General features: G+C 70.6%; 22 protein-coding genes. 13 read left to right on the top strand and 9 right to left on the bottom strand.

Translation table 11 applies throughout. From position 1 onward, the window contains the following. The first annotated feature begins 201 nt into the window (after nt 1–201). The 3 genes from ABT367_RS07105 (at nt 202) to moaA (ending at nt 3,336) form a co-directional block, all read left to right on the top strand. Entirely contained in the window at nt 202–564 is a 363-nt protein-coding gene (locus ABT367_RS07105; RefSeq protein WP_352250425.1) for a DUF485 domain-containing protein, read from the top strand. Further along, a complete protein-coding gene (locus ABT367_RS07100) occupies nt 561–2,180 on the top strand; it encodes a solute symporter family protein (protein WP_352250423.1) in 1,620 nt (539 codons plus the stop codon). Before ABT367_RS07105 ends, ABT367_RS07100 begins: the two co-directional genes overlap by 4 nt. Before the next feature lie 163 nt (nt 2,181–2,343). Beyond that, complete coding sequence (moaA, locus tag ABT367_RS07095; protein WP_352250421.1) at nt 2,344–3,336, top strand: GTP 3',8-cyclase MoaA; 993 nt, start codon at nt 2,344–2,346, stop codon at nt 3,334–3,336. Nucleotides 3,337–3,398: 62 nt separating this feature from the next. Here moaA and ABT367_RS07090 read toward each other — a convergent pair whose 3' ends face one another. Together ABT367_RS07090 and ABT367_RS07085 are read right to left on the bottom strand one after the other, a co-directional pair. Further along, the gene (locus tag ABT367_RS07090; RefSeq protein WP_352250419.1) at nt 3,399–3,629 is read right to left on the bottom strand and encodes a hypothetical protein; all 231 of its coding nucleotides are present in this window, start codon (nt 3,627–3,629) and stop codon (nt 3,399–3,401) included. Between the two features lie 210 nt (nt 3,630–3,839). Beyond that, nucleotides 3,840–4,223: a DUF3099 domain-containing protein gene (locus ABT367_RS07085; protein ID WP_352250416.1), complete on the bottom strand. Its 384-nt coding sequence runs from the start codon at nt 4,221–4,223 to the stop codon at nt 3,840–3,842. A gap of 214 nt (nt 4,224–4,437) precedes the next feature. Between ABT367_RS07085 and ABT367_RS07080 the strand changes: the two genes are divergently transcribed. Then, the gene (locus ABT367_RS07080) at nt 4,438–4,716 is read left to right on the top strand and encodes a GlsB/YeaQ/YmgE family stress response membrane protein (protein WP_352250414.1); all 279 of its coding nucleotides are present in this window, start codon (nt 4,438–4,440) and stop codon (nt 4,714–4,716) included. Between the two features lie 106 nt (nt 4,717–4,822). On the opposite strand, the gene tyrS is transcribed toward ABT367_RS07080, so the two are convergent. Together tyrS and ABT367_RS07070 are read right to left on the bottom strand one after the other, a co-directional pair. Next, nucleotides 4,823–6,091, bottom strand: coding sequence for a tyrosine--tRNA ligase (gene tyrS, locus ABT367_RS07075; RefSeq protein ID WP_352250413.1), 1,269 nt, complete (start codon nt 6,089–6,091; stop codon nt 4,823–4,825). 144 nt (nt 6,092–6,235) lie between these two features. Further along, on the bottom strand, nt 6,236–7,630 hold the full coding sequence (locus ABT367_RS07070) for a TldD/PmbA family protein (RefSeq protein WP_352250411.1): 1,395 nt from the start codon (nt 7,628–7,630) through the stop codon (nt 6,236–6,238). A gap of 286 nt (nt 7,631–7,916) precedes the next feature. Between ABT367_RS07070 and ABT367_RS07065 the strand changes: the two genes are divergently transcribed. The 3 genes from ABT367_RS07065 to ABT367_RS07055 all read left to right on the top strand — a co-directional run bounded on the left by ABT367_RS07065 (nt 7,917) and on the right by ABT367_RS07055 (nt 11,001). Then, nucleotides 7,917–8,909 carry a ScbA/BarX family gamma-butyrolactone biosynthesis protein gene (locus ABT367_RS07065; RefSeq protein ID WP_352250409.1) on the top strand — a complete coding sequence of 331 codons (993 nt, stop codon included), beginning with the start codon at nt 7,917–7,919 and terminating at the stop codon, nt 8,907–8,909. Next, nucleotides 8,906–9,565 (top strand): HAD family hydrolase, encoded by a 660-nt coding sequence (locus ABT367_RS07060; RefSeq protein ID WP_352250407.1) that lies wholly within the window; start codon nt 8,906–8,908, stop codon nt 9,563–9,565. The genes ABT367_RS07065 and ABT367_RS07060 overlap by 4 nt, the downstream gene beginning before the upstream one ends. Nucleotides 9,566–9,798: 233 nt before the next feature. After that, on the top strand, nt 9,799–11,001 hold the full coding sequence (locus ABT367_RS07055) for a cytochrome P450 (RefSeq protein ID WP_352250405.1): 1,203 nt from the start codon (nt 9,799–9,801) through the stop codon (nt 10,999–11,001). 166 nt (nt 11,002–11,167) lie between these two features. Here ABT367_RS07055 and ABT367_RS07050 read toward each other — a convergent pair whose 3' ends face one another. Continuing rightward, nucleotides 11,168–11,518, bottom strand: a complete 351-nt coding sequence (locus tag ABT367_RS07050) for an ArsR/SmtB family transcription factor (RefSeq protein ID WP_352250403.1) — start codon at nt 11,516–11,518, stop codon at nt 11,168–11,170. Nucleotides 11,519–11,779: 261 nt separating this feature from the next. Between ABT367_RS07050 and ABT367_RS07045 the strand changes: the two genes are divergently transcribed. The 3 genes from ABT367_RS07045 to ABT367_RS07035 are packed head-to-tail and all read left to right on the top strand — an operon-like array spanning nt 11,780 to nt 15,679. Continuing rightward, nucleotides 11,780–13,222: an MFS transporter gene (locus ABT367_RS07045; protein WP_352250400.1), complete on the top strand. Its 1,443-nt coding sequence runs from the start codon at nt 11,780–11,782 to the stop codon at nt 13,220–13,222. Between the two features lie 7 nt (nt 13,223–13,229). Next, nucleotides 13,230–14,741 (top strand): FAD-dependent monooxygenase, encoded by a 1,512-nt coding sequence (locus ABT367_RS07040; protein ID WP_352250398.1) that lies wholly within the window; start codon nt 13,230–13,232, stop codon nt 14,739–14,741. Beyond that, complete coding sequence (locus ABT367_RS07035; RefSeq protein ID WP_352250396.1) at nt 14,738–15,679, top strand: beta-ketoacyl-ACP synthase III; 942 nt, start codon at nt 14,738–14,740, stop codon at nt 15,677–15,679. Before ABT367_RS07040 ends, ABT367_RS07035 begins: the two co-directional genes overlap by 4 nt. A gap of 32 nt (nt 15,680–15,711) precedes the next feature. On the opposite strand, the gene ABT367_RS07030 is transcribed toward ABT367_RS07035, so the two are convergent. Next, complete coding sequence (locus ABT367_RS07030; RefSeq protein ID WP_352250394.1) at nt 15,712–16,338, bottom strand: TetR/AcrR family transcriptional regulator; 627 nt, start codon at nt 16,336–16,338, stop codon at nt 15,712–15,714. A 249-nt stretch (nt 16,339–16,587) separates the two neighbouring features. Between ABT367_RS07030 and ABT367_RS07025 the strand changes: the two genes are divergently transcribed. From ABT367_RS07025 to ABT367_RS07015, 3 genes are read left to right on the top strand one after another with little or no spacing between them, the layout of a single operon-like run. Next, the gene (locus ABT367_RS07025; protein WP_434975420.1) at nt 16,588–17,109 is read left to right on the top strand and encodes a DUF6230 family protein; all 522 of its coding nucleotides are present in this window, start codon (nt 16,588–16,590) and stop codon (nt 17,107–17,109) included. Next, entirely contained in the window at nt 17,100–18,113 is a 1,014-nt protein-coding gene (locus ABT367_RS07020; protein WP_352250389.1) for a DUF6114 domain-containing protein, read from the top strand. Before ABT367_RS07025 ends, ABT367_RS07020 begins: the two co-directional genes overlap by 10 nt. Continuing rightward, the gene (locus ABT367_RS07015; RefSeq protein WP_352250387.1) at nt 18,110–18,994 is read left to right on the top strand and encodes a hypothetical protein; all 885 of its coding nucleotides are present in this window, start codon (nt 18,110–18,112) and stop codon (nt 18,992–18,994) included. Before ABT367_RS07020 ends, ABT367_RS07015 begins: the two co-directional genes overlap by 4 nt. Before the next feature lie 112 nt (nt 18,995–19,106). Here the strand turns inward: ABT367_RS07015 and ABT367_RS07010 are convergent, their stop codons facing one another. From ABT367_RS07010 to ABT367_RS07000, 3 genes are all read right to left on the bottom strand, one after another. Further along, nucleotides 19,107–20,255, bottom strand: a complete 1,149-nt coding sequence (locus ABT367_RS07010; RefSeq protein ID WP_352250385.1) for a hypothetical protein — start codon at nt 20,253–20,255, stop codon at nt 19,107–19,109. Between the two features lie 15 nt (nt 20,256–20,270). Further along, nucleotides 20,271–20,489: a hypothetical protein gene (locus ABT367_RS07005; RefSeq protein ID WP_352250383.1), complete on the bottom strand. Its 219-nt coding sequence runs from the start codon at nt 20,487–20,489 to the stop codon at nt 20,271–20,273. A gap of 236 nt (nt 20,490–20,725) precedes the next feature. Continuing rightward, complete coding sequence (locus ABT367_RS07000; protein WP_434975419.1) at nt 20,726–22,240, bottom strand: TldD/PmbA family protein; 1,515 nt, start codon at nt 22,238–22,240, stop codon at nt 20,726–20,728. Between the last annotated feature and the right edge of the window lie 186 nt (nt 22,241–22,426).

Here is a 22,426-nt window from a genome sequence, read left to right as displayed (position 1 = left end):
GGCGAAAAAGTTTCCGACAGAACGGGTGGGGCGTTGAACCACATCGCGCGCGTCGCCGTGCGGTTGGCAGGGGGAGAAGCCAGCATCAGCCCCCTGCTGGATCACATGACGGAGGACCGAGTCGCCCTCCAGGTCGTGCGGTCCCCGTAACTGCGAGGTCGTATGTCCCCAACCACCGCATCCGTCGCGCAAGGAGTCCCCGTGGCCACCGACGCACCACCGCCGTCGAAGGGCGGTACAGATCCCGTGACGCCGTCGACCGAGGCGTACCGCGAAGTACAGGAAAGCGCGGAGTTCGGTGAACTGCGCCGTGCGCACCGCTCCTTCGCCTTCCCGCTCACGATCGCGTTCATCACCTGGTACCTGCTGTACGTGCTGCTCTCGAACTACGCGGGCGGCTTCATGGGCACCAAGCTCTTCGGCAATATCAACGTCGCGTTCGTCTTCGGTATCGCCCAGTTCGTCACCACGTTCCTCATCGCCTGGTGGTACTCGAAGCACGCCGCCGCGAAGCTCGACCCCAAGGCCGAGGCGATCAAGTCCCGTCTGGAGGGCGGCGCATGAGCCCCATGATCACGCTCGCGGCCAATGAGGCGAGCGAGCACCGGCCGCTGATCATCTCGCTGTTCGCGGTCTTCGTCGTCGCCACCCTCTTCATCACGATCTGGGCGGGCCGGCAGACCAAGGACGCGGCCGACTTCTACGCGGGCGGACGCTCGTTCAGCGCGTTCCAGAACGGACTCGCGGTCTCCGGCGACTACATGTCGGCCGCGTCGTTCCTCGGCATCGCGGGCGCCATCGCGCTGTTCGGCTACGACGGCTTCCTCTACTCCATCGGCTTCCTCGTCGCCTGGCTGGTGGCGCTGCTGCTCGTCGCCGAGCCGCTGCGCAACTCCGGCCGCTACACGATGGGCGACGTCCTCGCGTACCGCATGCGGCAGCGTCCGGTGCGTACGGCCGCGGGCACCTCGACCATCGTCGTCTCGATCTTCTATCTGCTCGCGCAGATGGCGGGCGCCGGCGTGCTCGTCTCGCTGCTCCTCGGCATCACCACCGACACCGGCAAGATCGCCATCGTCGCCCTCGTCGGCGTCCTGATGATCGTGTACGTGTCCATCGGCGGCATGAAGGGCACCACCTGGGTCCAGATGGTCAAGGCCGTCCTGCTCATCGGCGGCACGCTCCTGATCACCTTCCTGGTGCTGCTCAAGTTCAACTTCAACATCTCCGAACTGCTCGGCCAGGCCGCCGAGAAGAGCGGCAAGGGCGCGGCGTTCCTGGAGCCAGGGCTGCAGTACGGCGCGACCGCCACCTCGAAGCTGGACTTCATCTCGCTCGGCATCGCCCTGGTGCTCGGCACCGCGGGCCTGCCGCACATCCTGATCCGCTTCTACACGGTGCCCAACGCCAAGGCCGCCCGTAAGTCCGTGAACTGGGCGATCGGCATCATCGGCGGCTTCTACCTGATGACCATCGCGCTCGGCTTCGGCGCGGCGGCCCTGATCTCGCAGGACGAGATCATCGCGTCCAACCCGTCGGGCAACACGGCGGCCCCGCTGCTCGCCCTGCACATCGGCGGCGTCGATTCGGCCTGGGGCGCGATCCTGCTCGCGGTGATCTCCGCGGTCGCCTTCGCCACCATCCTCGCCGTGGTCGCGGGCCTGACCCTGGCGTCCTCGTCGTCCTTCGCGCACGACATCTACGCGAACGTCATCCGCAGGGGCAAGGCCACCGAGAAGGAGGAGATGCGCGCCGCACGCCTGGCCACCATCGGCATCGGCGCCGTGTCGATCCTGCTCGGCGCACTCGCCCGCGACCTCAACGTCGCCGGTCTTGTCGCCCTCGCCTTCGCGGTCGCCGCCTCGGCGAACCTGCCGACGATCCTCTACAGCCTGTTCTGGAAGCGCTTCACCACCCAGGGCGCGCTGTGGTCGATCTACGGCGGTCTGATCGTGGCCGTCGGCCTTGTGCTCTTCTCACCGGTCGTGTCCGGCGACCCGAAGGCGATGTTCCCCGACGTGGACTTCGCCTGGTTCCCGCTGAAGAACCCGGGTCTGATCTCCATCCCGTTCGGCTTCCTGATGGGCTGGCTCGGCACGGTCCTGTCCAAGGAGGAGCCGGACACCGGCAAGTACGCGGAGCTCGAGGTCCGCTCGCTCACCGGCAGCGGTGCGCACTGACCGCAGCCACGGAGGTCCCTCCAGCTCACGGCCGCGTCGTAGAGACCTACGACGCGGCCGTGGTGGTCGCTGTGGGATCAACACCCTGATGACTGTCACCGCCCTCGCGTAGGCTCGTAGGAGTAAGTACGGATCAACTGCGTAGCCAAGGGAGGGGCCCCACGTGCTCATCGACACGTTCGGCCGCGTGGCCACCGATCTGCGGGTCTCACTGACCGACCGGTGCAATCTGCGGTGCACGTACTGCATGCCCGAAGAGGGCCTGCAGTGGCTGGCCAAGCCCGATCTGCTCACCGACGACGAGATCGTCCGGCTGATCCGTATCGCCGTCACCGAGCTCGGCATCGAAGAGGTCCGCTTCACCGGCGGCGAGCCGCTGCTCCGCCCCGGGATCGTCGGCATCGTGGAGCGCGTCGCGGCCCTGGAGCCGCGCCCCAAGATGTCCCTGACCACCAACGGCATCGGACTCAAGCGCACCGCCACGGCCCTGAAGGCCGCGGGCCTGGACCGGGTGAACGTCTCGCTCGACACCCTGCGCCCCGACGTCTTCAAGACCCTCACCCGCCGCGACCGCCACCAGGACGTCCTCGACGGCATGGCCGCGGCCCGCGATGCCGGTCTGACCCCGGTCAAGGTCAATGCGGTCCTGATGCCCGGTCTCAACGACGACGAGGCCCCCGACCTGCTCGCCTGGGCCATCGAGAACGACTATGAGCTGCGGTTCATCGAGCAGATGCCGCTCGACGCCCAGCACGGCTGGAAGCGCGACGGCATGATCACAGCCGGTGACATCCTGCAGTCGCTGCGCACCCGGTTCACCCTCACCGAGGAGGGCCAGGAGGAGCGCGGCTCCGCCCCCGCCGAGCGCTGGATCGTGGACGGCGGCCACCACACGGTCGGCGTGATCGCCTCCGTGACCCGCCCGTTCTGCCGCGCCTGCGACCGTACGCGCCTGACGGCCGACGGCCAGGTCCGCACGTGCCTGTTCGCCACCGAGGAGACCGACCTGCGGGCGGCCCTGCGCGCCGAGGACTCCTCGGACGCCGAGGTGGCCCGTCTGTGGAAGCTGGCGATGTGGGGCAAGAAGGCCGGCTCCGGCCTCGACGACCCCACCTTCCTGCAGCCCAGCCGCCCCATGTCGGCGATCGGCGGCTGAGCTCCTCCGCTCCTACGCGCAGGGCGGCCCCGAACGCGGGGCCGCCCTGCGCGTATGTCCGCCTACTGCTGCGTGGCCTCCCAGTCGGCGAGCCGCACGACATCCTTCAAGAACCCTCGTACACCCAGGAATTGGGACAGCTGCTCGCGGTGCTCCTCGCACGCGAGCCAGGTCTTGCGCCGGTCCGGGGTGTGCAGCTTCGGGTTGTTCCAGGCGAGCACCCACTGGGCGTCGGCGCGGCAGCCCTTGGCCGAGCACTGCGGGGTGTCGATGGAGGGTTCGGGGAAGATCACGCCTCAACCCTAACCGGGCCGCGACCGGCCTCGGGAACGCTCCGGAAAAGGCGACGCCGAGCAGCCACGGGGGGAGCTGCCCGGCGTCGGTCCGTCGCTCCGACGGGGGATGCGGAGCGCGTACGAAGTATGTCACGGGGGACCCCGTGCGGTGCACCGGAACTACATGATTGATCTGAGCTTTTCTTGAGCTTTGCAGACCGGTGCAGGTCAGCTCCGCCCGCCCGTCCCGTCCCCGGCCTCGTGCGCCGCGGGTTCCGGGACGGATTCCGCCGGATCCGGTACGCCGGGCGGCGGCAGCATCGGGCGCACGGGGGCCTGCACATAGGCCGAGGGCAGTGAAGGGGCGTTCTCCCGCCCGGCGTTGGCAATCACGACCGCGATGTAAGGCAGCAGTACACCGGCGGCGAGCGCGACGATCGCCACATGCCGCTCCACGTTCCACAGCACGGCCGCCAGAATCACCGACAGTGTGCGGATCGACATCGAGATGATGTAGCGGCGCTGCCTGCCGCGCACATCGTCCGCGAGAGACTGCCGAGCTCCGGTGATCCGGAAGACCTCGGCCCCGCCCCCTGTGTGCTGCTTCCGCATCACGTTCCACCACCCGCTCGAGCTGCCGGACTCTCCCCGGACCGGACACGCTTCCACGTTACGCCGGGCCTGCGCCGCATTCGAGACCGGGTCGGCCCCTGCCTGGGCGTATGTACTGCGCCGTACCGCGTATGGGTGTGCCCGACATGCGCCGTACGGCGGAGAGACGGAGACTGGCCGTACTGCTCACCCGTGCGCTAATGAGGAGGCGGTCATGGGCTGGTTGTGGGCGATCATTGTGGGTTTCGTGCTGGGCCTGCTCGCGAAGGCGATCCTGCCTGGTAAGCAGCACATGCCGCTGTGGATGACCACCATTCTCGGCATCATCGGCGGTGTGGCCGGCAACTCGCTCGCCGCCGGCTTCGGCATCGACGAGACCCGGGGTATCGACTGGGGCCGTCATGCGCTGCAGATCGCGGCCGCGGTCGTGCTCGTCTTCCTGGGCGACATGATCTACAAGGCGGTCAAGGGCGGCAGCAGCCAGGTCACCTGACGCAGACGGATACGACGCGGAGGGGCCGGTCCACCATGGACCGGCCCCTCCGCGTCGTGCGTGCCGTCAGACGGCTGTGCGTGCCGTCGGTCGGCCGTACGTGCCGTCAGCCGGCGACGAGCTCGACCGCCGCCAGGTTCTTCTTGCCGCGCCGCAGCACCAGCCAGCGGCCGTGAAGGAGCTGGTCCCGGCCGGCCACCGCGTCCTCGGCGGCGACCTTGACGTTGTTTACGTACGCGCCGCCCTCCTTGACCGTGCGACGCGCGGCCGACTTGGAGGCGACCAGGCCGACCTCGGCGAACAGGTCGGTGACCAGGCCGAGGTCGGTGACCTGGGCGTGCGGCAGCTCGGACAGGGCGGCGGCCAGCGTCGCCTCGTCGAGATCGCCGAGCTCACCCTGGCCGAACAGCGCCTTGGACGCGTTGATGACCGCGGCGCACTGGTCGGCGCCGTGCACCAGCGTCGTGAGCTCCTCGGCGAGCGCGCGCTGGGCCGCACGGGCCTGCGGGCGCTCCTGAGTCAGCTTCTCCAGCTCCTCGATCTCCTCGCGGGACTTGAAGCTGAAGATGCGCAGGAACTTGGAGACGTCACGGTCGTCCGCGTTCAGCCAGAACTGGTAGAAGGCGTACGGCGTGGTGCGCTCGGCGTCCAGCCAGACCGTGCCCGACTCCGTCTTGCCGAACTTGGTGCCGTCGGCCTTGGTGATCAGCGGCGTGGCAAGCGCGTGCACCGCCGCTTCGGGCTCGACCCGGTGGATCAGATCGGTGCCCGAGGTGAGGTTGCCCCACTGGTCGCTGCCGCCGGTCTGCAGGGTGCAGCCATGGCGCCGGTACAGCTCCAGGAAGTCCATGCCCTGCAGGATCTGGTAGCTGAACTCGGTGTAACTGATGCCCGCGTCGGAGTTGAGCCGCCGCGAGACGGCCTCCTTGGCGATCATCTTGTTGACGCGGAAGTACTTGCCGATGTCGCGCAGGAACTCGATCGCGGACATGCCCTGCGTCCAGTCCAGGTTGTTCACCATGGTGGCCGCGTACGGTCCCTCGAAGTCGAGGAAGCGCTCGATCTGGCCGCGCAGGCGGCCCACCCAGTCGGCGACGACCGACGGATCGTTCAGCGTGCGCTCGGCGGTCGGCTTGGGGTCGCCGATCAGGCCGGTGGCGCCGCCGACGAGACCGAGCGGACGGTTGCCCGCGAGCTGGATCCGGCGCATGGTCAGGATCTGGACCAGGTTGCCGAGGTGCAGGCTGGACGCGGTCGGGTCGAAGCCGCAATAGAACGTGACGGGGCCGTCCGCAAAAGCCTTGCGCAGGGCTTCTTCGTCGGTGGAGAGCGCGATCAGGCCGCGCCACTTCAGCTCGTCGACGATGTCCGTCACGATCGTGGGTCTCCTCGGGAGTGGTCGAAGCGCCCGCGGTCAGCCACGGGCGCTTCACCAGTCTATGGGGGCGGCGGCCCGGAGCCGACCGGATTCCAGTCCGCAAGATCGCGGCCTTCGGTCACATGCGGCGGCCGTCCCGGCTCACACCCCCTGGCTCACCGAACTCATGTTGAAGTCCGGCACGCGCAGCGGAGGCATCGCGGCCCGGGTGAAGTAGTCGCCCCATTCGCGCGGCAGCGTCTTCTCGGTGCGGCCCGCCTCGGTCGCCCGGCCGAGCAGATCGACCGGCGACTCGTTGAACCGGAAGTTGTTCACCTCGCCGACCACCTCACCGTCCTCGACGAGATACACCCCGTCCCGGGTGAGCCCGGTGAGCAGCAGGGTCGCCGGGTCGACCTCGCGGATGTACCAGAGGCAGGTGAGCAGCAGCCCGCGCTCCGTGGCCGCGACCATCTCGTCCAGGGAGCGGTCGCCGCCGCCCTCCAGGACCAGGTTGTCGATGTCGGGCGCGAGCGGAAGCCCGGTGAGGCCCGCGCTGTGCCGGGTGGTGAGCAGATGGGCCAGCTCGCCCTCGCGGATCCACTCCGTCGGCGCGAGCGGCAGTCCGTTGTCGAAGACCGAGGCGGTGTCGCCCGAAGCGTGCGCGATCACGAACGGCGCGGACTCGAGGCCCGGCTCCGCGGGATCGCTGCGCAGGGTCAGCGGCAGCTCGCTGAGCCGCTCGCCGATCCGCGTACCGCCGCCGGGCTTGGAGAAGACGGTGCGGCCCTCGACGGCGTCGCGGCCCGCGGCCGACCAGTACTGGTAGATCAGCAGATCCGCGACGGCGGTCGGCGGAAGGAGCGTCTCGTAGCGCCCGGCCGGCAGCTCGATGCGCCGCTCGGCCCAGCCGAGGCGCTGCGCGAGCTCGGTGTCGAGAGCCCCCGGGTCCACGTCCTTGAAGTCCCGCGTCGAGCGTCCGGCCCAGGCCGAGCGCGTACGGTCCGGGGACTTGGCGTTCAGCTCGAGGGTGCCGTTGGGCTGGTCGTGCCGCAGTCGCAGCCCTGTCGACGTACCGACATAGCTCGAGGTCATCTCGTGGTGGGCGAACCCGTACAGCTCGCGTCCGCCGGAGCGGGCGCGGGCGAAGGCCTCGCCCAGTGCGGGTGCGAACGCGGCGAAGACGGCCGATGAGGTTTCGGCGGGGGCGTCGAGGAAGTCCGGTGATGCGGGCGTGCCGGTCACCAACTCCTGCGCGTCCTCGGCCGGTTCGCCGTCCCGCGCGGCCTTCTCGGCGGCCCGTACGAGATCCGCGAGCTCATCGGCGGTGACGGCCGACCGTGAGACGACCCCCGAGGCGGTGCCCTCCTTGCCGTCGACGGTGGCGATCACGGTGAGGGTGCGGCCGCGCGTGACCCCGTTGGTGGTCAGCGCGTTGCCCGCCCAGCGCAGGTTGGCGCTGGACTCCTCGTCGGCGATCACCACACACCCGTCGGCGGTGGACAGGTCGAGGGCCCGCTCGACGATCTCGTGCGGTGGGGTCGTACGAGAACTCATCGATCCGCCTCCTATGTGCTGAAGTCGCTGTGGTCCACCCGTGCGGGTGTCCTCTCCATATACCAGTCGGCCAACGCGTATACATCGGTCGGACATGGCGCCAGATGCGTGCACGAGTTGTGACGCACTCCATAGTGGGTACTGGTGTGCGAGCGCTGACCTGGTCTTTTTCGGACCGCACCTCATGTGTTCCAGCCAGACCGGCCGGAATTCGGCCGCATCAAGATCATCGAACCTAGGTATTGTCTCCGTCGTACCTAACGCCTGGGCAGAAGGGGAGAATGCCATGGCAGTTGACGGTCTTGACTACACCGGCACCGTTCCGCGCGCATTGGTCCACCGCGCATCCGTCACCGAGGTCTTTCTGACCGACCACCGGCCGCACGGCGAGGGCGCGCTGATCGCGGCCCAACTGCCGCGCACCCACAGCTATTACAACGACCACACGGGCAGCCCGGCGCTCTATGATCCGCTGCTCCTGATGGAAGTGCTCAGGCAGTGCGGGATCCTGGGCTCACATGCCTATCTCGACGCACCGCACGGCTCCGCCTTCGTCTTCGACCGCGCGGAACTGACCATCGTCGACACCGGGGCGCTGCGGATCGGCCCCCGTCCGGCCGAACTGCTCATCGACTTCCGTATCGTCGAGACCAAGAAGCGCGGCGGCAAGGTGGCCGGCGCGGTCTACGAGGTGCTCGCCGAGGTCGACGGACGGCCCGCGGCGACCGCGCGCCTGGAGTGCCGCTGGATGCCGCGCCGCACGTGGCAGGCGCTGCGCGACCGTTCGCGCGCCGGCCTCGAACTCACCCCGCGCGCCCACATCACGGGCCTCAGGCTGCCCACCTACCTCGTCGGCCGGCGCAGCGCGCAGAACGTCGTGCTCGCCGATGCCGTGGTCGAGGGCAGCGAGGCCGTCGGCCAGGTGATCGTGGACCGGGCGCACCCCGGACTCTTCGACCACCCGCTCGACCACATACCGGGCGCGGTGATGTTCGAGGCCTTCCGCCAGACCGCGCTCTACGCGTCCAGCGAGGTGCACGGGCTCGCGCCGCGCGGTCTGTACATGGAGTCGCTGCGTACGGACTTCGCGCAGGTCGCCGAGTTCGAACTGCCCACCGACTGCCGGGCACGGGTCGGTGCGGTCGCACCCGACGGCGTCACGGTGGAGTCCGAACTGGTGCAGGAAGGCCGGGTCATCGCCACGGCGACCATGCGCCTGGGCCGCACCCTGTGCCCGGCCGCGTCCGCGCCCGCCGAGGAACGGCTGGTGTCCGCGTGACGGCCTTCGTCTGGTTCGACTTCGGGGGAGTGCTCTCGCCGCCCCTGGAGGAACTCTTCCGCACGTACGAGAAGAAGACCGGCATCCGCCCCGACCAACTGCAGGGCGCGATGGCCGAACTGGGCCGCGAGCTCGGCGAACCGCCGCTCGCGCCCATCGAGTCGGGGCGGATGCCGCAGGCCGAGTGGACCGCGCTGCTGTCCGCCGCGCTGCGCCGGCGCTGGCCCGAGCTCGACCAATCCCGCGCGGACTGGGGGGACTTCGGGCGGCAGTGGTTCGACGGAGTCACCGTCAACGCCGAGATCGCCGCGGCGGTACGCACGCTGCGCGCCGAGGGCCTCGGTGTGGGCGTGCTCTCGAACAACGTGCGCGAATGGGAGCCGTACTGGCGCCAGATCATCGAACCGGCGGGGGAGTTCGACCGGGTCGTGGATTCCTGTCTGCACGGCGTACGCAAGCCCGAACCGGAGATCTACCGGCTCGCGCAGCGCGAGGCGCGGGCCGGCGGCGAGAGCTGTGTGCTCGTCGACGACCTCGCCGAGAACTGCCGCGCCGCCGAGCGGGAGGGCTGGACCGCCGTCCACTTCCGCACCACGGACCAGGCGCTGCGCGAGCTGAGTGCGGTGACCGGGGTGCGGCTGACTCGGCTGTGGTGAGTGGGGGGTTGAGGCTCTTGGGGCCGAGGTCCTGTGAGGCCGAGGCCCCGTGAGCCGGACAGACCCCTCCCTCCCGGGGGCCGAGCCCTTCAAAGGCTATCGGCCCCCACTGACAACCCAGGTGCGGCCGCCCGTCCCACCCCGGCCCACCCCGTCCCACCCCGGCCCACCCCGTCCCACCCCGGCCCACCCCACCCCGGCCCCCACCCACTCCTGCCTCCAAGGAGCCCGACATGACCACATCCGCCCCCGCCCTGGCCCGTATCGACGGCATACCGCACCTCGATCCGGTCCCCACCTTCACGCCCGTCGCCGAGCGCAGCCGCGGCGGACTTCCGCAGATCACGCTGCCCAGCGGACACACCGCCGTGCACCTCACCCGCTACCGCGATGTGCACCAGGTGCTCACGGACCCGAGCTTCGGGCGCACCGAGACCAACGTCGACGGCGGCCCCACCTTCCTGCCGACGATCATGCCGAAGGAGCTGCTCCTCAACCTGGACGCACCCGACCACGCGCGCATACGGCGGTTCGTGACCGCCGACTACAGCGTGGCCGGCGTCGAGGCCCTGCGTCCCGTCGTACGGGAACTGCTCGCCGCCAAGCTGGAGTTGCTGCGCGGACAGGAGCGGCCCGACCTGTACGCGACCGTCCTCGACACGCTGCCGGCCGAGATCAACGGCCGCTTCCTCGGCATCCCCGACGCGGACATCGCGTACTACCGGCCGCTCGGCCACACCGTCCAGGTCGCCTCGCACGACGACGTGCCGGGGCTCGTCGAGGACTTCACCGCGCTGTACGTGTATCTCGGCGAGCTGGTCGCCGGGGCGCGGCCGCGGATCGAGGGCGGTCTGATCGACCGGTTCGTGGCCGGTCGGGATGCCGCCGAACCGCCGCTGAACGACGCCGAGTTGGTGGGCATCCTGCTCGGCTCGCTGCTCGGCGCCGACCAGAACATCCTGTCCGTCGCGTCCAAGGTGCTCTACGTCCTGCTGTGCCGTCCGGTGCTCTGGGGGCGCCTCGCGGCCGAGCCCGAGATCGCACCGAAGCTCGTCGAGGAGCTGATCCGGCTGATCCCGCTCGGCAACATCTCGGCCTTCCCCCGCCTGGCGACCCGACGCGTCGAGGTCACCGACGGAGTGGTCGAGGAGGGTGAGGTGGTCTATCCGGACGCCTTCCAGGCCAACCGCGACCCCGAGGTCTTCGCCGATCCGCTGACGGTCGACCCCGACCGCGAGGGCCCGCGGCATCTGCAGTTCGGCTACGGGATGCACCACTGCATGGGGGCGGCGCTCGCCCGGATGGAGATCGGTGAACTGCTCACCGCCCTCGCGCGCGAGTTCCCCGAGCTGGCACTGGACGCCGATCCGGCCGGGCTGCCGTGGGACAGCGGGGTGATTCTGCGGCGGCCGGTGTCACTGCCCGTGCGCTGGTAGTGCGCCGGCGGCGGCCCGGGACGTGGGTCCGCCCCGGGCCGTCGGCGGCCTGGTGTCTGAGTCCCGGGCCGCCGCCGGCCTGATGTCTGAGCCCCGGGCCGCCGCCGGCCTGGTGTCCCACTCGCGGGCCGTCGGCGGCCCGATGTCTCAGTCCCGGCCCGATGTCTCAGTCCCGGGTCGCCAACAGCTCGGCACCCTCCGGCAGTTGGGCATTGTCCGTGACGAGTCCCAGCAGCCCCGGAAACCGCCGCTCGATGTCCGCGCGCCGCAGCTGCGCGCTGCGGCTGTTGCCCCGGTCCACCTGCCGTACGAGACCGGCCTCGCGCAGAATCCGGAAGTGGTGCGTGCGGGTGGACTTGGACACCGGAAGGCCGAAGGACGTGCAGGTGCGCTCGGTGCTGTCCGGCAGACCCGCAAGGGTTGCGATCACCTGGTAGCGCAGCGGATCGGACAGGGCCTTGAGCACCGTCTGGAAGTCCATCTCCTCGACGTTCGGGTGTCCCTCGGCGTCCGGCATGGCGCGGCTCCTCACGCGGCTCGGGTGCCGCGCTCGGCGGCACCGCAGGGCGTCGCACCGTGCGACCCCACAAGGCGTCGCACCGTGCGACACCACCCCTCAAGGTACTACTTGCGTCAAACCTGCGGACTGTGCCAACCTGAGGTACGAGATTGATCGTACCTCCGTGAGTCGGTGCGCCCGCTCGGCGCCAACTCCCGTTGCAGGAACCCCTGTCACCGACCTGCCCCAGGTCCCCAGCTCTCGATTCGGAGTTCTCCCGTGGCCTCATCGACCACCGATCCCGCACGCACAGCACCGGACCTGGATACCGGGAGCGCCCCGGCGGCCGGCGGCCTGACCCTGTTCGCGGTGCTGCTCGCCGTGTTCGTCGTCCCCACCTCCATCTCCGGTACGGCCGTCGCCCTGCCCGAGATCGGCGCGGACACCGGCGCCGGATCGGCCGCCCTGCAGTGGGTGGTCAACGCGTTCAACGTGGCCTTCGCCTGCTTCACGCTCGTCTGGGGCACGCTCGCCGACCTCGTCGGCCGGATCCGGGCCTTCGCCGCCGGCGCCGCGATCTTCGCGGTGGCCTCGCTCGCCTGCGCGCTCGCGCCCAACATCTACGTACTGGACGGCGCCCGCGCGCTCGCCGGACTCGGCGGCGCCGCGATCTTCGCCTGCGGCAGCGCCATCATCTCCTCGGCCTTCGAAGGGCCGGCCCGCGCCAAGGCGTTCGCGCTCTTCGGCACCATCGCCGGTATCGGCGTCGCGCTCGGCCCGACCGTCTCGGGACCGGCCGTGGACGCGCTCGGCTGGCGCTGGATCTTCGGCCTCCAGGCCATCCTGCTCGCTGTGGTCCTCGCCTGTGTCCCGGCCATCGCCCGCCGCGTCGGCGACCGGGCGGCGCGCAGTGGACGGCTCGACGTGCGCGGTGCGGTGGTCTTCGTCGTCGCCATGGCCGCCATGACGTACGCGATCGTGCAGGGCTCCGAGTGGGGCTGGACCGCACCCGAGACGCTCGGTCTGCTGCTGCTCTCCGTGGTGCTGCTCGCCCTCTTCGGTGCGCTGTCCAAGCGCACCGAGGCTCCGCTGCTCGACCTGTCGGTGGTCCGGAACCGCCGCTTCCTCGCGTACACCCTGGTGCCGGTCGCGGCCTCGTTCGGGTTCGTCACCCAGCTCACGTATCTGCCCTCGTACCTCGCTACGGTCGCCGGCTACAGCGCCTCGGCCGCGGGCGCCACGATGCTGCTCCTGACCGTCCCGGTCCTTGCGCTGCCGCTCGTCGGTCTCAAGCTCGTCGAGCGCGGGACCTCGCCGCTCGCCGTGGTCTTCGCCTCTCTGGTCTGCCTGGTCGTCGGCGACCTCGCGCTCCTGACGCTCGGCCCGGACAGCTCGCTGCTCGCGATGGCGGTGCCGATGCTGGTCACCGGTGCGGGCATGGGCCTGTCGGCCGGTCTCGTCGACGGGCAGGCGCTCGGTCTGGTCGAGCCCGAGAAGGCGGGCATGGCGGCCGGGTTCCTCAACACCCTGCGTCTGGGCAGCGAGGCCATCGCGGTCGCCGTCTTCGGCTCCGCGCTCGTCTCGCTGGCCACCGGCGAGGGGAGCTCGTACGACGACGCGTTCCACACCCTGCTGAGCGCGATGGCCGTGGTCTGTGTCGTGCTCGGGCTGCTCGTGGTCGCCCTCGGCCGCGGCAGGTCCGAGGCAGCGGTGGGGAAGTGAGCCGCGCGTGACCTCCTCCTCGTCCTCCTCCTCGGTGCAGGTCGCCGTGGTCGGCGGCGGCCCCGTCGGGATGCTGCTCGCGGCCGAACTCGCCCACTTCGGTGTACGGGTGACGGTGATCGAGCAGAACACCGAGACCCTCGACGTCCCCAAGGCGGGCACCCTGCACGCCCGTACGGCCCAGGTGCTGCGCCGCCGCGGCTACCTCACCGCGCCGCGCACCGCTCCCGAACTGCTCGACCGCGAGGCCACCCAGCCCTTCCACTTCGCGGGCCTGCCGGGTCTGACCATCACCGGTCCGGCCGTCGAGGGCGATCCCATCGTGGGGCGGGCGCAGAGCGACCTCGAGCGGCAGTTCGAGAAGACGGCACGGCAGCGGGGCGCTGTTGTCCTGCGCGGCCGGAAGGTCACCGCACTGGGCTCGGGTGAGGAGGAGGTCACGCTCACCCTCGACGACGGCTCGGACCTGAGGGCCGCCTGGGTGATCGGCGCGGACGGGGCCCGCAGCCTCGTCCGCGAACAGGCCGGGTTCACCAGCGAGGAGCACCTGCCACGGGCCCAGGCGGTGCTCGGCGTGGTCGAGTTGGAGGACCCCTACAGCGCGCCGCCCGGCTGGAACCTCACCGAACGCGGCTGGACCGTGATCAACCCCAGCCCGTGGGGCCCCAGCCGGGTCGCGGCCTTCGACTTCGACGGACCGCACCCCGACCGCCGCACCGCGCTCACGCTCGCCGAACTCCAGGCCACGGTCAGCCGGATCGCGGGACGTGACATCCCGATGTTCCACGCCACGTTCCTCGACCGCTTCAGCGACTACGCGCGCCTGGTGCACAGTTACCGCCGCGGCCGGGTGCTGCTCGCGGGCGACTCCGCCCACGTGCACTTCCCGGTCGGCGGCCAGGGCCTCAACCTCGGTCTCCAGGACGCCGTCAACCTGTCCTGGAAGCTCGCCCTGCATCTACGGGGCCGGGCAGGAGAGGGCCTCCTCGACAGCTACACCGCCGAGCGCCGTCCGCCCGCCGCCCGCACCATCGCCAACACCCAGGCCCAGCTGGCCCTGATGCAGCCGGGTCGCGGGCACGATCCGCTGCGGGACCTGTTCATCGGCCTGCTGCAGAACCCGGCCGTCAGCAGACAGCTCGGCGACATGATCAGCGACCAGGACGTCACCCTGCCCCGCGGTCCGCACCAGTCCCGCTGGACCGGGACCTTCCTGCCGAACCTGCCGCTGACAGTGGGCGGCAGGACCACGGGCGTCGTGGAACTCCTGCGGCCGGGCCGGCTCCGGCTGCTCGTCCTCGAACCCGGCGCCGCGAACGATCTGCGCAAGGCCGTCGCCCCCTGGCCGGTCGACGTCACCGTCGCCGACTGCGCGTCCCAACTCGCCGTAGGGGCCTGCCTGGTGCGCCCGGACGGCTATCTCGCCTGGGCCGACGACGGCGGCCCCGCCGGACTCGAGGCGGCGCTCGAAGCGCTGCTCGGTCGGCCCGCCGCCACGACGGAGAAGGAACCCGTATGACGACCGGAACCCGCATCACAGCACTCGGCCACCACCAGCCCGCCCGCGTCCTCACCAACCACGACCTCGCCGCACTCGTCGACACCAACGACGAGTGGATACGGTCGCGCGTCGGCATCGACACCCGGCACATCGCGGCCGACGACGAGACCGTGGACTCGATGGCGGCCGCCGCGGCCGAGAAGGCCCTGGCCCATGCCGGCGTCGACGCCCGCGACATCGACCTCGTACTGCTCGCCACCTGCACGGCGGAGAACCGCGCCCCCAACATGGCCTCGCGCACCGCGGCCCGCCTCGGCATCCCGCATCCGGCGGCCCTCGACGTCAACACGGCCTGCTCCGGCTTCAGTCACGCCCTCGCGCTCGCCGATCAGTCGTTGCGTGCGGGAGCGGGCAGCCGCGCCCTGGTGATCGCCTCCGAGAAGTTCTCCTCCGTCACCGACTGGACCGACCGCACCACGTGCATCCTCGTCGGCGACGCGGCGGCCGCCGCGGTCGTGGAGCCCTCCGCCGAGCCCGGGATCAGCCCGGTGGTGTGGGGTTCCTTCCCGGACCGCGGCGCCGCCGTCCGTATCGAAGGAACCCCGGCCCGCTTCGCCCAGGAGGGCCAGTCCGTCTTCCGCTGGGCGACCACCGAACTGCCCGCCCTGGCACGGCAGGTGTGCGCCCGTGCCGGCATCGCGCCCGAGGAGCTCGCCGCGGTCGTCCTGCACCAGGCGAACCTGCGGATCATCGAACCGCTCGCCGCCAGGATCGGGGCCGTGAACGCCGTCGTGGCCACCGATGTCACCGAGTCCGGCAACACCTCCGCGGCCGGCGTCCCGCTCGCCCTGTCCAAGCTGGTCGCGTCGGGCAGTGTCCCGTCCGGTGCCCCCGCGCTGCTCTTCGGCTTCGGCGGCGGGCTCGCGTATGCGGGACAGGTGGTCAGGGTTCCGTAGGTGCGCGGCGCGGAGGCCCTGACCCCGGACGGCTAGTCCGGCTCGGGGGAGGGCCAGTCCGGCAGGAGCTCCTCGATGGTGTCGAGCGTCCGGCGCAGCTGCCGTACCAGGAGCTCCCGCACCGTGTCGCGGTCCGGCTCCGTGCGGCCGAGCCAGTCGAGGGTCACGCCCTCCACGCCGCTGAGCCAGCCGATCAGGGCGAGCCGTGCGAGCGGGGGTATGTCGCGTCTGCCGTACGCTCCTTCGGCGATCGTGGCGATCAGCTCCTCGCGCACGGTGTCGCGGATCGCGAGCACCTCGGCGTCGAAGCCCACGCCGCCTGTCACGATCGCGCGGTACGCCGCGCGGTGCTGTTCCGCGTAGCGCAGATAGCCGTCGATCGTGCGATGCACGCGGACCGTGCGCGGCAGATCCTTGGCGCTGCCCGCGCGTGCGACGAGCCCGGCGATCGAGTCCTCGACGATGGCCAGGTAGTAGCCGCGCTTCGACTTGAAGTAGTAGTAGAACAAGCCCTTCGCGACACCCGCGCGCTGGGCGATGTCGTCCATCGACAACGCGTCGTAGGACGTGTCGGCGAACAACTTCCGTCCAATGGCGATGAGTTCGGCGCGGCGTGCCTGTGAACGCTCGGTGCTGCCACGCTGTTGACTATTATTCAAATTGCGCCCTAGTCTCCAACTGCCCGCGGAATGCCCGCAGTATGGCCCAGCCGCCGACCTGCGTCGACGCTCCGCGAGAGAACGGGCCGCATGCGGCGCGCTCCCGCATCGGCCACGCACCGCCCCTACGCACGTGGACGACGTACGGGAGGCAACGTGAGCTCACAGCAGCGGCCCACCGAAGTGGGCAGAACCAACTGGAAGAAGACCGCGGTCGTCGCCCTGCCGGCGGTGCTCTGCGTCGGTCTGATGGCCTCGGTGATGGCCCAGGGCGCACTGGCCGCGTCCTTCGCCGTCTCCGGTACGAGTTTCCAGGTCTCCTCGGGCAAGCTCAGCAGCGAGGGCCTCGCCTCCTACGTCCAGGTGGACCGCTCGGTCGACGGGAAGGGCCATCCCGTCGCCCTGCTCGGCATCGGCGATGCCACGCTCTCCGACATCTGCCAGGCCGCGGAGGTGAAGACCCCGGTCGGCACGGTCGTGTTCAAGCTGACGGCGGGCGGCGAGGCCGGAAACGTCACGGCCAGCAACCTGGTGATCGACGGCGAGGACCTGGTCGGCGACGCCCGCTTCGGTACGGCTCAGATCGGCCGGGACGCCTCCACGCTCGACAGCGTCGAGGGGGTCAAGGGCGAGGCCGGCAAGTTCGGTCTGCAGGCCGGGGACATCGAGGTGTCCGGGGTGCGGTCCAACGCATGGTCGGCGACGGGCGGCAACTTCCGTCTCAAAGGCATGCGCGTGGACGTCAGCCTGGACGGCAAGAAGTGCTTCTGAACCGCGACGGCGGCGGATGGCTCGACCGGCGGCTGCCGCTGCCCGAGGCGCGCCGTGTCCTGCGCCGCTGGCGCCGGACACGGCCGTTCTGGGGCGGGCTGCTGCTGATCCTCGGCGGTCTCGAGCTGCTCCTCGTACCGCTGTCGCCGCTCACCGTCCTGGTCAGCCTGGGGCTCGGCGGGATCGCGGCGATCGGCATCGGGCTCGCGCTGATCGTGGCCGGTCTCTTCCTGTGGCTGCTGCCGCACACCCGGCACTACGTGAGCGTCAACGCCCTGATCCTGTCGGTGCTCTCCTTCGCCGCGACCAACCTCGGCGGCTTCCTCGTCGGCATGCTCCTGGGCATCGCCGGCAGCGCGATGGGCTTCGGCTGGACACCGGTCGACCCGGACGCCAAGGAGAAGGCGAAGCGGGAGCGGATACGGGACGGGCAGGGGACGCGCACCCTCGGGGTGCTCCTGCCGGTGGTGCTCGCCGGAGCGGTGTGGGGGCCGGGAGTGGGCCGGGCGATGGCCGCACCGGTCGATGTGCTCTCGGCTCCGGCCGACGTCGTCTCCGCCCCGTCCGACGGCGTCTCCGCCCCGGCCGACGGCATCGTCGCGCCGCGTACTCCCGCGACGGTCACCACCACGCTCTTCGCCCCGAAGGGCTTCCTGTTCGCCGGAGTCGAGGAACTCCCGACCGCCGACGGCACGCTGAAGGTCATGGTGCTCCGTATGAAGGCCGCATCCCTCGACGACTACCGGCTGCAGACCCGCGACGGAAGCGACGAACTGGCCCTCGGCGCCGACACCTTGGAGCTCGACGGTGACGTCACGCTCTACCTCACGAAGTTCAGCGGCTGCCTCGAAGGCCTGCTCTGTCTGACCTTCACGCCGGACGGTCTGCCCGTCCCACCGGTCGTACCGCCCTTCGTCTTCATGACCCAGGTGCAGGCCGAACAGGCCCTGGTCACCTCGGACTTGATCGTCGCCGGCGGACTCACCCTGAAGGCCTCGCCATGATCCAGATCCAGGCCGCCCTGTTCTGGGCATACGCGATCGGCGCCACCTTCGCCGTCGCGGCCGGACGCCAGCTCCAGATCTGGGAGCGGCTGAGCGTCGGCGAGGGCCCCCGCACCCGCAGCCGTGTCGCGAACCCGTATCTGACCCTGACGCTGCTCTTCGCCACCGTGCTGCTCGTACCGACCGGACTGTTCCTGCTCTGGCAGAACCCGTCCTGGGCGACCATGCAGGTGGCGGACGCCCACGGGGGAATCTGGGCCGGGTTCGTCCTCTTCTACGCGGGAGGTGTTCCCGTCGCCACGCTGCTCGGGTTCACCGCGGCCCAGGCCCTGGTCCTCATGGGCGCGGGCTACTGGGCGTATCTGCAGACCGTGGGCGGGTACTTCCTGGTGTTCGGGACGCTGATCCACGGCTGGGACGGCAGCGGCTACGCGCGCTTCTTCTCCACCGGGGCGCGGGACTTCGCCGACTGGCCCAAGGACAGCGTCGTCAACAACGTCCTGGACTTCCTGACCTCCGGCACGTTCCTGGCGCTGCTGCTCCTCGGGGCCGCCGTGATCGGGACGATGCTGGTCACGGAGATCAGCTGGCTGATGGAGGGCTGGGACCTGCCCGGCGGCGACGAGGACCGCAAGGTGCCCCGCATCCTCGCGATCGCCATCGCGGCCGCCGGTGTGTACGGCCTGCCGTTCGTGGGCGCACTCGTGGCGAGCGGCCTGGTGCGGCTGCTCGGGGCGGTCTTCGGACTGCTCCTGTTCGCGGTGCTCGCGGGTGTGGTGCTGCTGCACCGCCGCTCACCGGTGCGCTGGCTGTACGGCCTGGTGGGGATACCCGAGCGGCATTGGCGGGCGTCGGGGGACGCGGTCGCGGAGCGCGCGTGACAGGTCCTGTGGGCGGGCCGAGAGGCCCGCCCACAGTGCGTCCTGACCCGCCGCGTCCTAAGCCGGCGTCCAAACCCGCCGCGTCCTGACCCGGCGCCAAACCCGCCGCGTCCTAACCCGCCGCGTCCTGGAACGCCGGCAACGCGAAGATCCGGGTCTTGGCCTCGTCCGACATCAACTCGACCAGCGGCAGCACCACATCCCACAGGTCCTGCTTGTCGACCTCCCGGGCGAGCGCGTCCAGTTCCGGTTCGGCGAGCGCGCCCGCGGCATCCGCCACCACCTGGCGGGACGCGTCCGGCAGGAGTTCCACCAGCGGCAGGAACTCGGCCCACAACCCCGTGGCGACGACGGCCCGTACGACCCCGGCGAGCACCTCGGCGTCCCGCAGCGACGGCAGCACGGCGACCGCGCGCAGCTCGCCCGCGGGGAGCAGCGCCACCAGCGGGAGCAGCGACTCCCACAGGCCCTGCTCGGCCGCCACCGCGACCAGGGAGTCGAGCCGCTCGGGCGGCTGAGCGGCCGCGAGCGAGGCGATGCGGCCGCGCTGCTCCCCGGTGACCATGCCGGCCACCGCGAGGGCCTCGGGCCAGAGCCCGTCGGCGGCCGAGGCGATGACCGACTCGAGCCGCTCCCGACCCATCAACTCGATGATCCTGCTGAGCTGTTCGGGCCGGTCGATGGCGTAACCGGTACGCAGGACCGTCTCGTCCGGGACGTGCGGCAGGATGCGGCTGAGCGCGGCATCCCGCAGATGTCCGACGAAGCGGCCCATGGTGAGGTGGTCGCCGCGTTCGGCGAGCACCACGGCGATACGGACCACGAGGTTCTCGTCGAGCCGGTCCACGATCCCGGGGATACGCCGCGGATCGAGGTGCGCACAGGACTCGGCCGTGAACGCGACCGGCAGCTTCTCGATGATGTCGGCCGCGCGTGCCGGATCGAGCCGGCCCGCGACCGCGGCCGCGAGCCGCGGTCCGAGCGCCTTCTGCGAGATGGCGGCGGCCACTCCGGCGGGCACCAGCTTGGTCGCGGCGGCGATCCGGTCCAGCATCTCCGGCACACGGTCGAACAGTGCGGCGACGGTCTGCTCACGGAAGCGTCGTACGTCCTGAAGAGGCAGCTCTCCGAGGAAGCCGAGACGGCCTTTGTCCACGTCCAGGAGCGCGGCGATCTTCTCGATCTCGGCACGGCTCTGCAGGACTTCGGGGGCGGGGCGGCTGTGCGGTGTTTCGGGGGCGGCGCTGTGCGATGAATCCATGGCGGGGCCTCCGATTCAGCGGAACAGGATGCGGCGGACAGGGCCGCGGGCGAGTGCGGGAACGAGCTTGAGCGCGTCCTCGGCGGCCTCGTTCAGGCCGGAGGCCTGACTCTCGCGCCGGGCGCGCAGGGCGTCCGCGAGAACGCCGACCTGCTCGGGCGTCAGCCGCCCGAAGCTCTCCGGAAGCGCATCCCTCAACTCCGTGCTCAACTGCGCCGTGCCTTCCGTACTCACGGGACCTCCAGGGCGGGAGCGTGGCCGATGGGGCGGTGGTCCAGAGAGTCCTGCGTATTTGACTATTAGTCAATACGGGTTGCAGCCGGCCGATGCGGGTCGCGGCGACGGGCCGGCAGGCGCGGAGTCCGCGCCTGCCGGGGAATCCGGCCAGCCCCGCCAGGATCCCGGTCAGCCCCCGCCAGGATCCCGGTCAGCCCCCGCCCGGATCCCGGCCAGCCCCGCCCGGATCCCGGTCAGCCCCGCCCGGCCTCCTGTGTCGTGTTGAGGATGTTCACGCCCTGGAACAGCGCCGAAGGGCATCCGTGCGACACCGCCGCCACCTGACCCGGCTGCGCCTTCCCGCAGTTGAACGCGCCGCCGAGCACATACGTCTCGGGCCCGCCGACCGCCGCCATCGAGCCCCAGAAGTCGGTGGTGGTCGCCTGGTAGGCCACATCGCGGAGCTGGCCCGCGAGTCGACCGTTCTCGATCTTGAAGAAGCGCTGGCCGGTGAACTGGAAGTTGTACCGCTGCATATCGATCGACCAGGAGCGGTCGCCGACGACGTAGATCCCGCGCTCGACCCCCGCGATCATCTCGTCGGTCGTGGGCCCTTCAGGGGCGGGCTGCAGCGACACATTGGCCATCCGCTGCACCGGGACATGCCCGGGGGAGTCGGCGTAGGCGCAGCCGTTGGACCGCTCGAAGCCGGTCAACTTCGCGATACGGCGGTCCAGTTGGTAGCCGACCAGCGTGCCGTCCTTCACCAGGTCCCAGGACTGGCCGGCCACACCCTCGTCGTCGTACCCGATGGTCGCCAGGCCGTGCTCGGCGGTACGGTCGCCGGTCACGTTCATGATCTCGGAGCCGTACGTGAGCTTGCCCAGCTGGTCGAAGGTCGCGAACGACGTGCCCGCGTACGCCGCCTCGTAGCCGAGCGCCCGGTCCAGCTCGGTGGCGTGCCCGATCGACTCATGGATGGTCAGCCACAGATTCGACGGATCGACGACCAGGTCGTAGCGCCCCGCCTCGACGCTCGGCGCGCGCATCTTCTCGGCCAGGAACTCCGGGATCTGCGCCAGCTCCTTGTCCCAGTCCCACACGCTCTGCCCGAGGTACTCCCAGCCGCGCCCCACCGGCGGCGCGATGGTCCGCATCGAGTCGAACTCGCCGGTCCGCTCGTCCACGGCCGTCGCGGTCAGCTGCGGATGCAGCCGCACCCGCTGCTGGGTGGTGACGGTGCCCGCGGTGTCCGCGTAGAACTTGTTCTCCTGCACGGTCAGGAGCGAGGCATCCGCATGCGCGACCCCCTCGGCCGCGAGCAGCCGCGCACTCCAGTCGGCGAGCAGCCCCGTCTTCTCCGCGTCCGGCACATCGAAGGGATTGATCTCGTACGAGGAGATCCACTCCTTGTCGGCATGGACCGGCTCGGCCGCGAGCTCGACGCGCTCGTCCGAACCGGCCGCCTTGATCACCTGCGCCGAGAGCTTGGCCATCGCGACCGCCTGCGAGGCCACCTTCGCGGCCGCGTCCATCGTCAGATCGACCCCGGAGGCGAAGCCCCAGCTGCCGCCGTGCACCACTCGTACGGCATAACCGAGATCTGTCGTGTCCGACGACCCGGACGGCTTGGCGTCCCTGAGCCGCCAGCCGGCGCTGCGCACCCGCTCGAAGCGGAAGTCCGCGTGCTCGGCCCCGAGCGCACGGGCCCGGGCGAGGGCGGCGTCGGCGAGCGCGCGCAAGGGGAGTGCGGTAAAGGTCGCATCGATGGCGTGAGGGGCTGTGGGCACTTCGGGCACCACCCTTTCCGTAGGGACCTTCTGGCAGGACTTCTGCGCAGGCACTGCTGCGCGGGCACTTCTGTAGGGACCCGACAGGGACTGCTCCGTGCCACTGTCAGTGACCGATTCTCCGTAACCGCGGCGGGCCAGATAAGTTTCCGGGTATCCGACCAC

The sequence above is a fragment of the Streptomyces mesophilus genome, assembly GCF_040300965.1.
Taxonomy (GTDB): domain Bacteria; phylum Actinomycetota; class Actinomycetes; order Streptomycetales; family Streptomycetaceae; genus Streptomyces; species Streptomyces mesophilus_A.
The sequence above is the reverse complement of the archived record's forward strand: the minus strand, read 5'-3'. Positions and strand labels throughout refer to the sequence as shown.

Excerpts from the sequence above, each read along its gene's own strand:
- ABT367_RS07100 (WP_352250423.1), top strand. The coding sequence starts at position 561 with ATGAGCCCCATGATCACGCTCGCGGCCAATGAGGCGAGCGAGCACCGG.
- ABT367_RS07085 (WP_352250416.1), bottom strand. The coding sequence starts at position 4,223 with ATGCGGAAGCAGCACACAGGGGGCGGGGCCGAGGTCTTCCGGATCACC.
- ABT367_RS07080 (WP_352250414.1), top strand. The coding sequence starts at position 4,438 with ATGGGCTGGTTGTGGGCGATCATTGTGGGTTTCGTGCTGGGCCTGCTC.
- ABT367_RS07070 (WP_352250411.1), bottom strand. The coding sequence starts at position 7,630 with ATGAGTTCTCGTACGACCCCACCGCACGAGATCGTCGAGCGGGCCCTC.
- ABT367_RS07065 (WP_352250409.1), top strand. The coding sequence starts at position 7,917 with ATGGCAGTTGACGGTCTTGACTACACCGGCACCGTTCCGCGCGCATTG.
- ABT367_RS07055 (WP_352250405.1), top strand. The coding sequence starts at position 9,799 with ATGACCACATCCGCCCCCGCCCTGGCCCGTATCGACGGCATACCGCAC.
- ABT367_RS07050 (WP_352250403.1), bottom strand. The coding sequence starts at position 11,518 with ATGCCGGACGCCGAGGGACACCCGAACGTCGAGGAGATGGACTTCCAG.
- ABT367_RS07035 (WP_352250396.1), top strand. The coding sequence starts at position 14,738 with ATGACGACCGGAACCCGCATCACAGCACTCGGCCACCACCAGCCCGCC.
- ABT367_RS07025 (WP_434975420.1), top strand. The coding sequence starts at position 16,588 with ATGGCCTCGGTGATGGCCCAGGGCGCACTGGCCGCGTCCTTCGCCGTC.
- ABT367_RS07015 (WP_352250387.1), top strand. The coding sequence starts at position 18,110 with ATGATCCAGATCCAGGCCGCCCTGTTCTGGGCATACGCGATCGGCGCC.
- ABT367_RS07010 (WP_352250385.1), bottom strand. The coding sequence starts at position 20,255 with ATGGATTCATCGCACAGCGCCGCCCCCGAAACACCGCACAGCCGCCCC.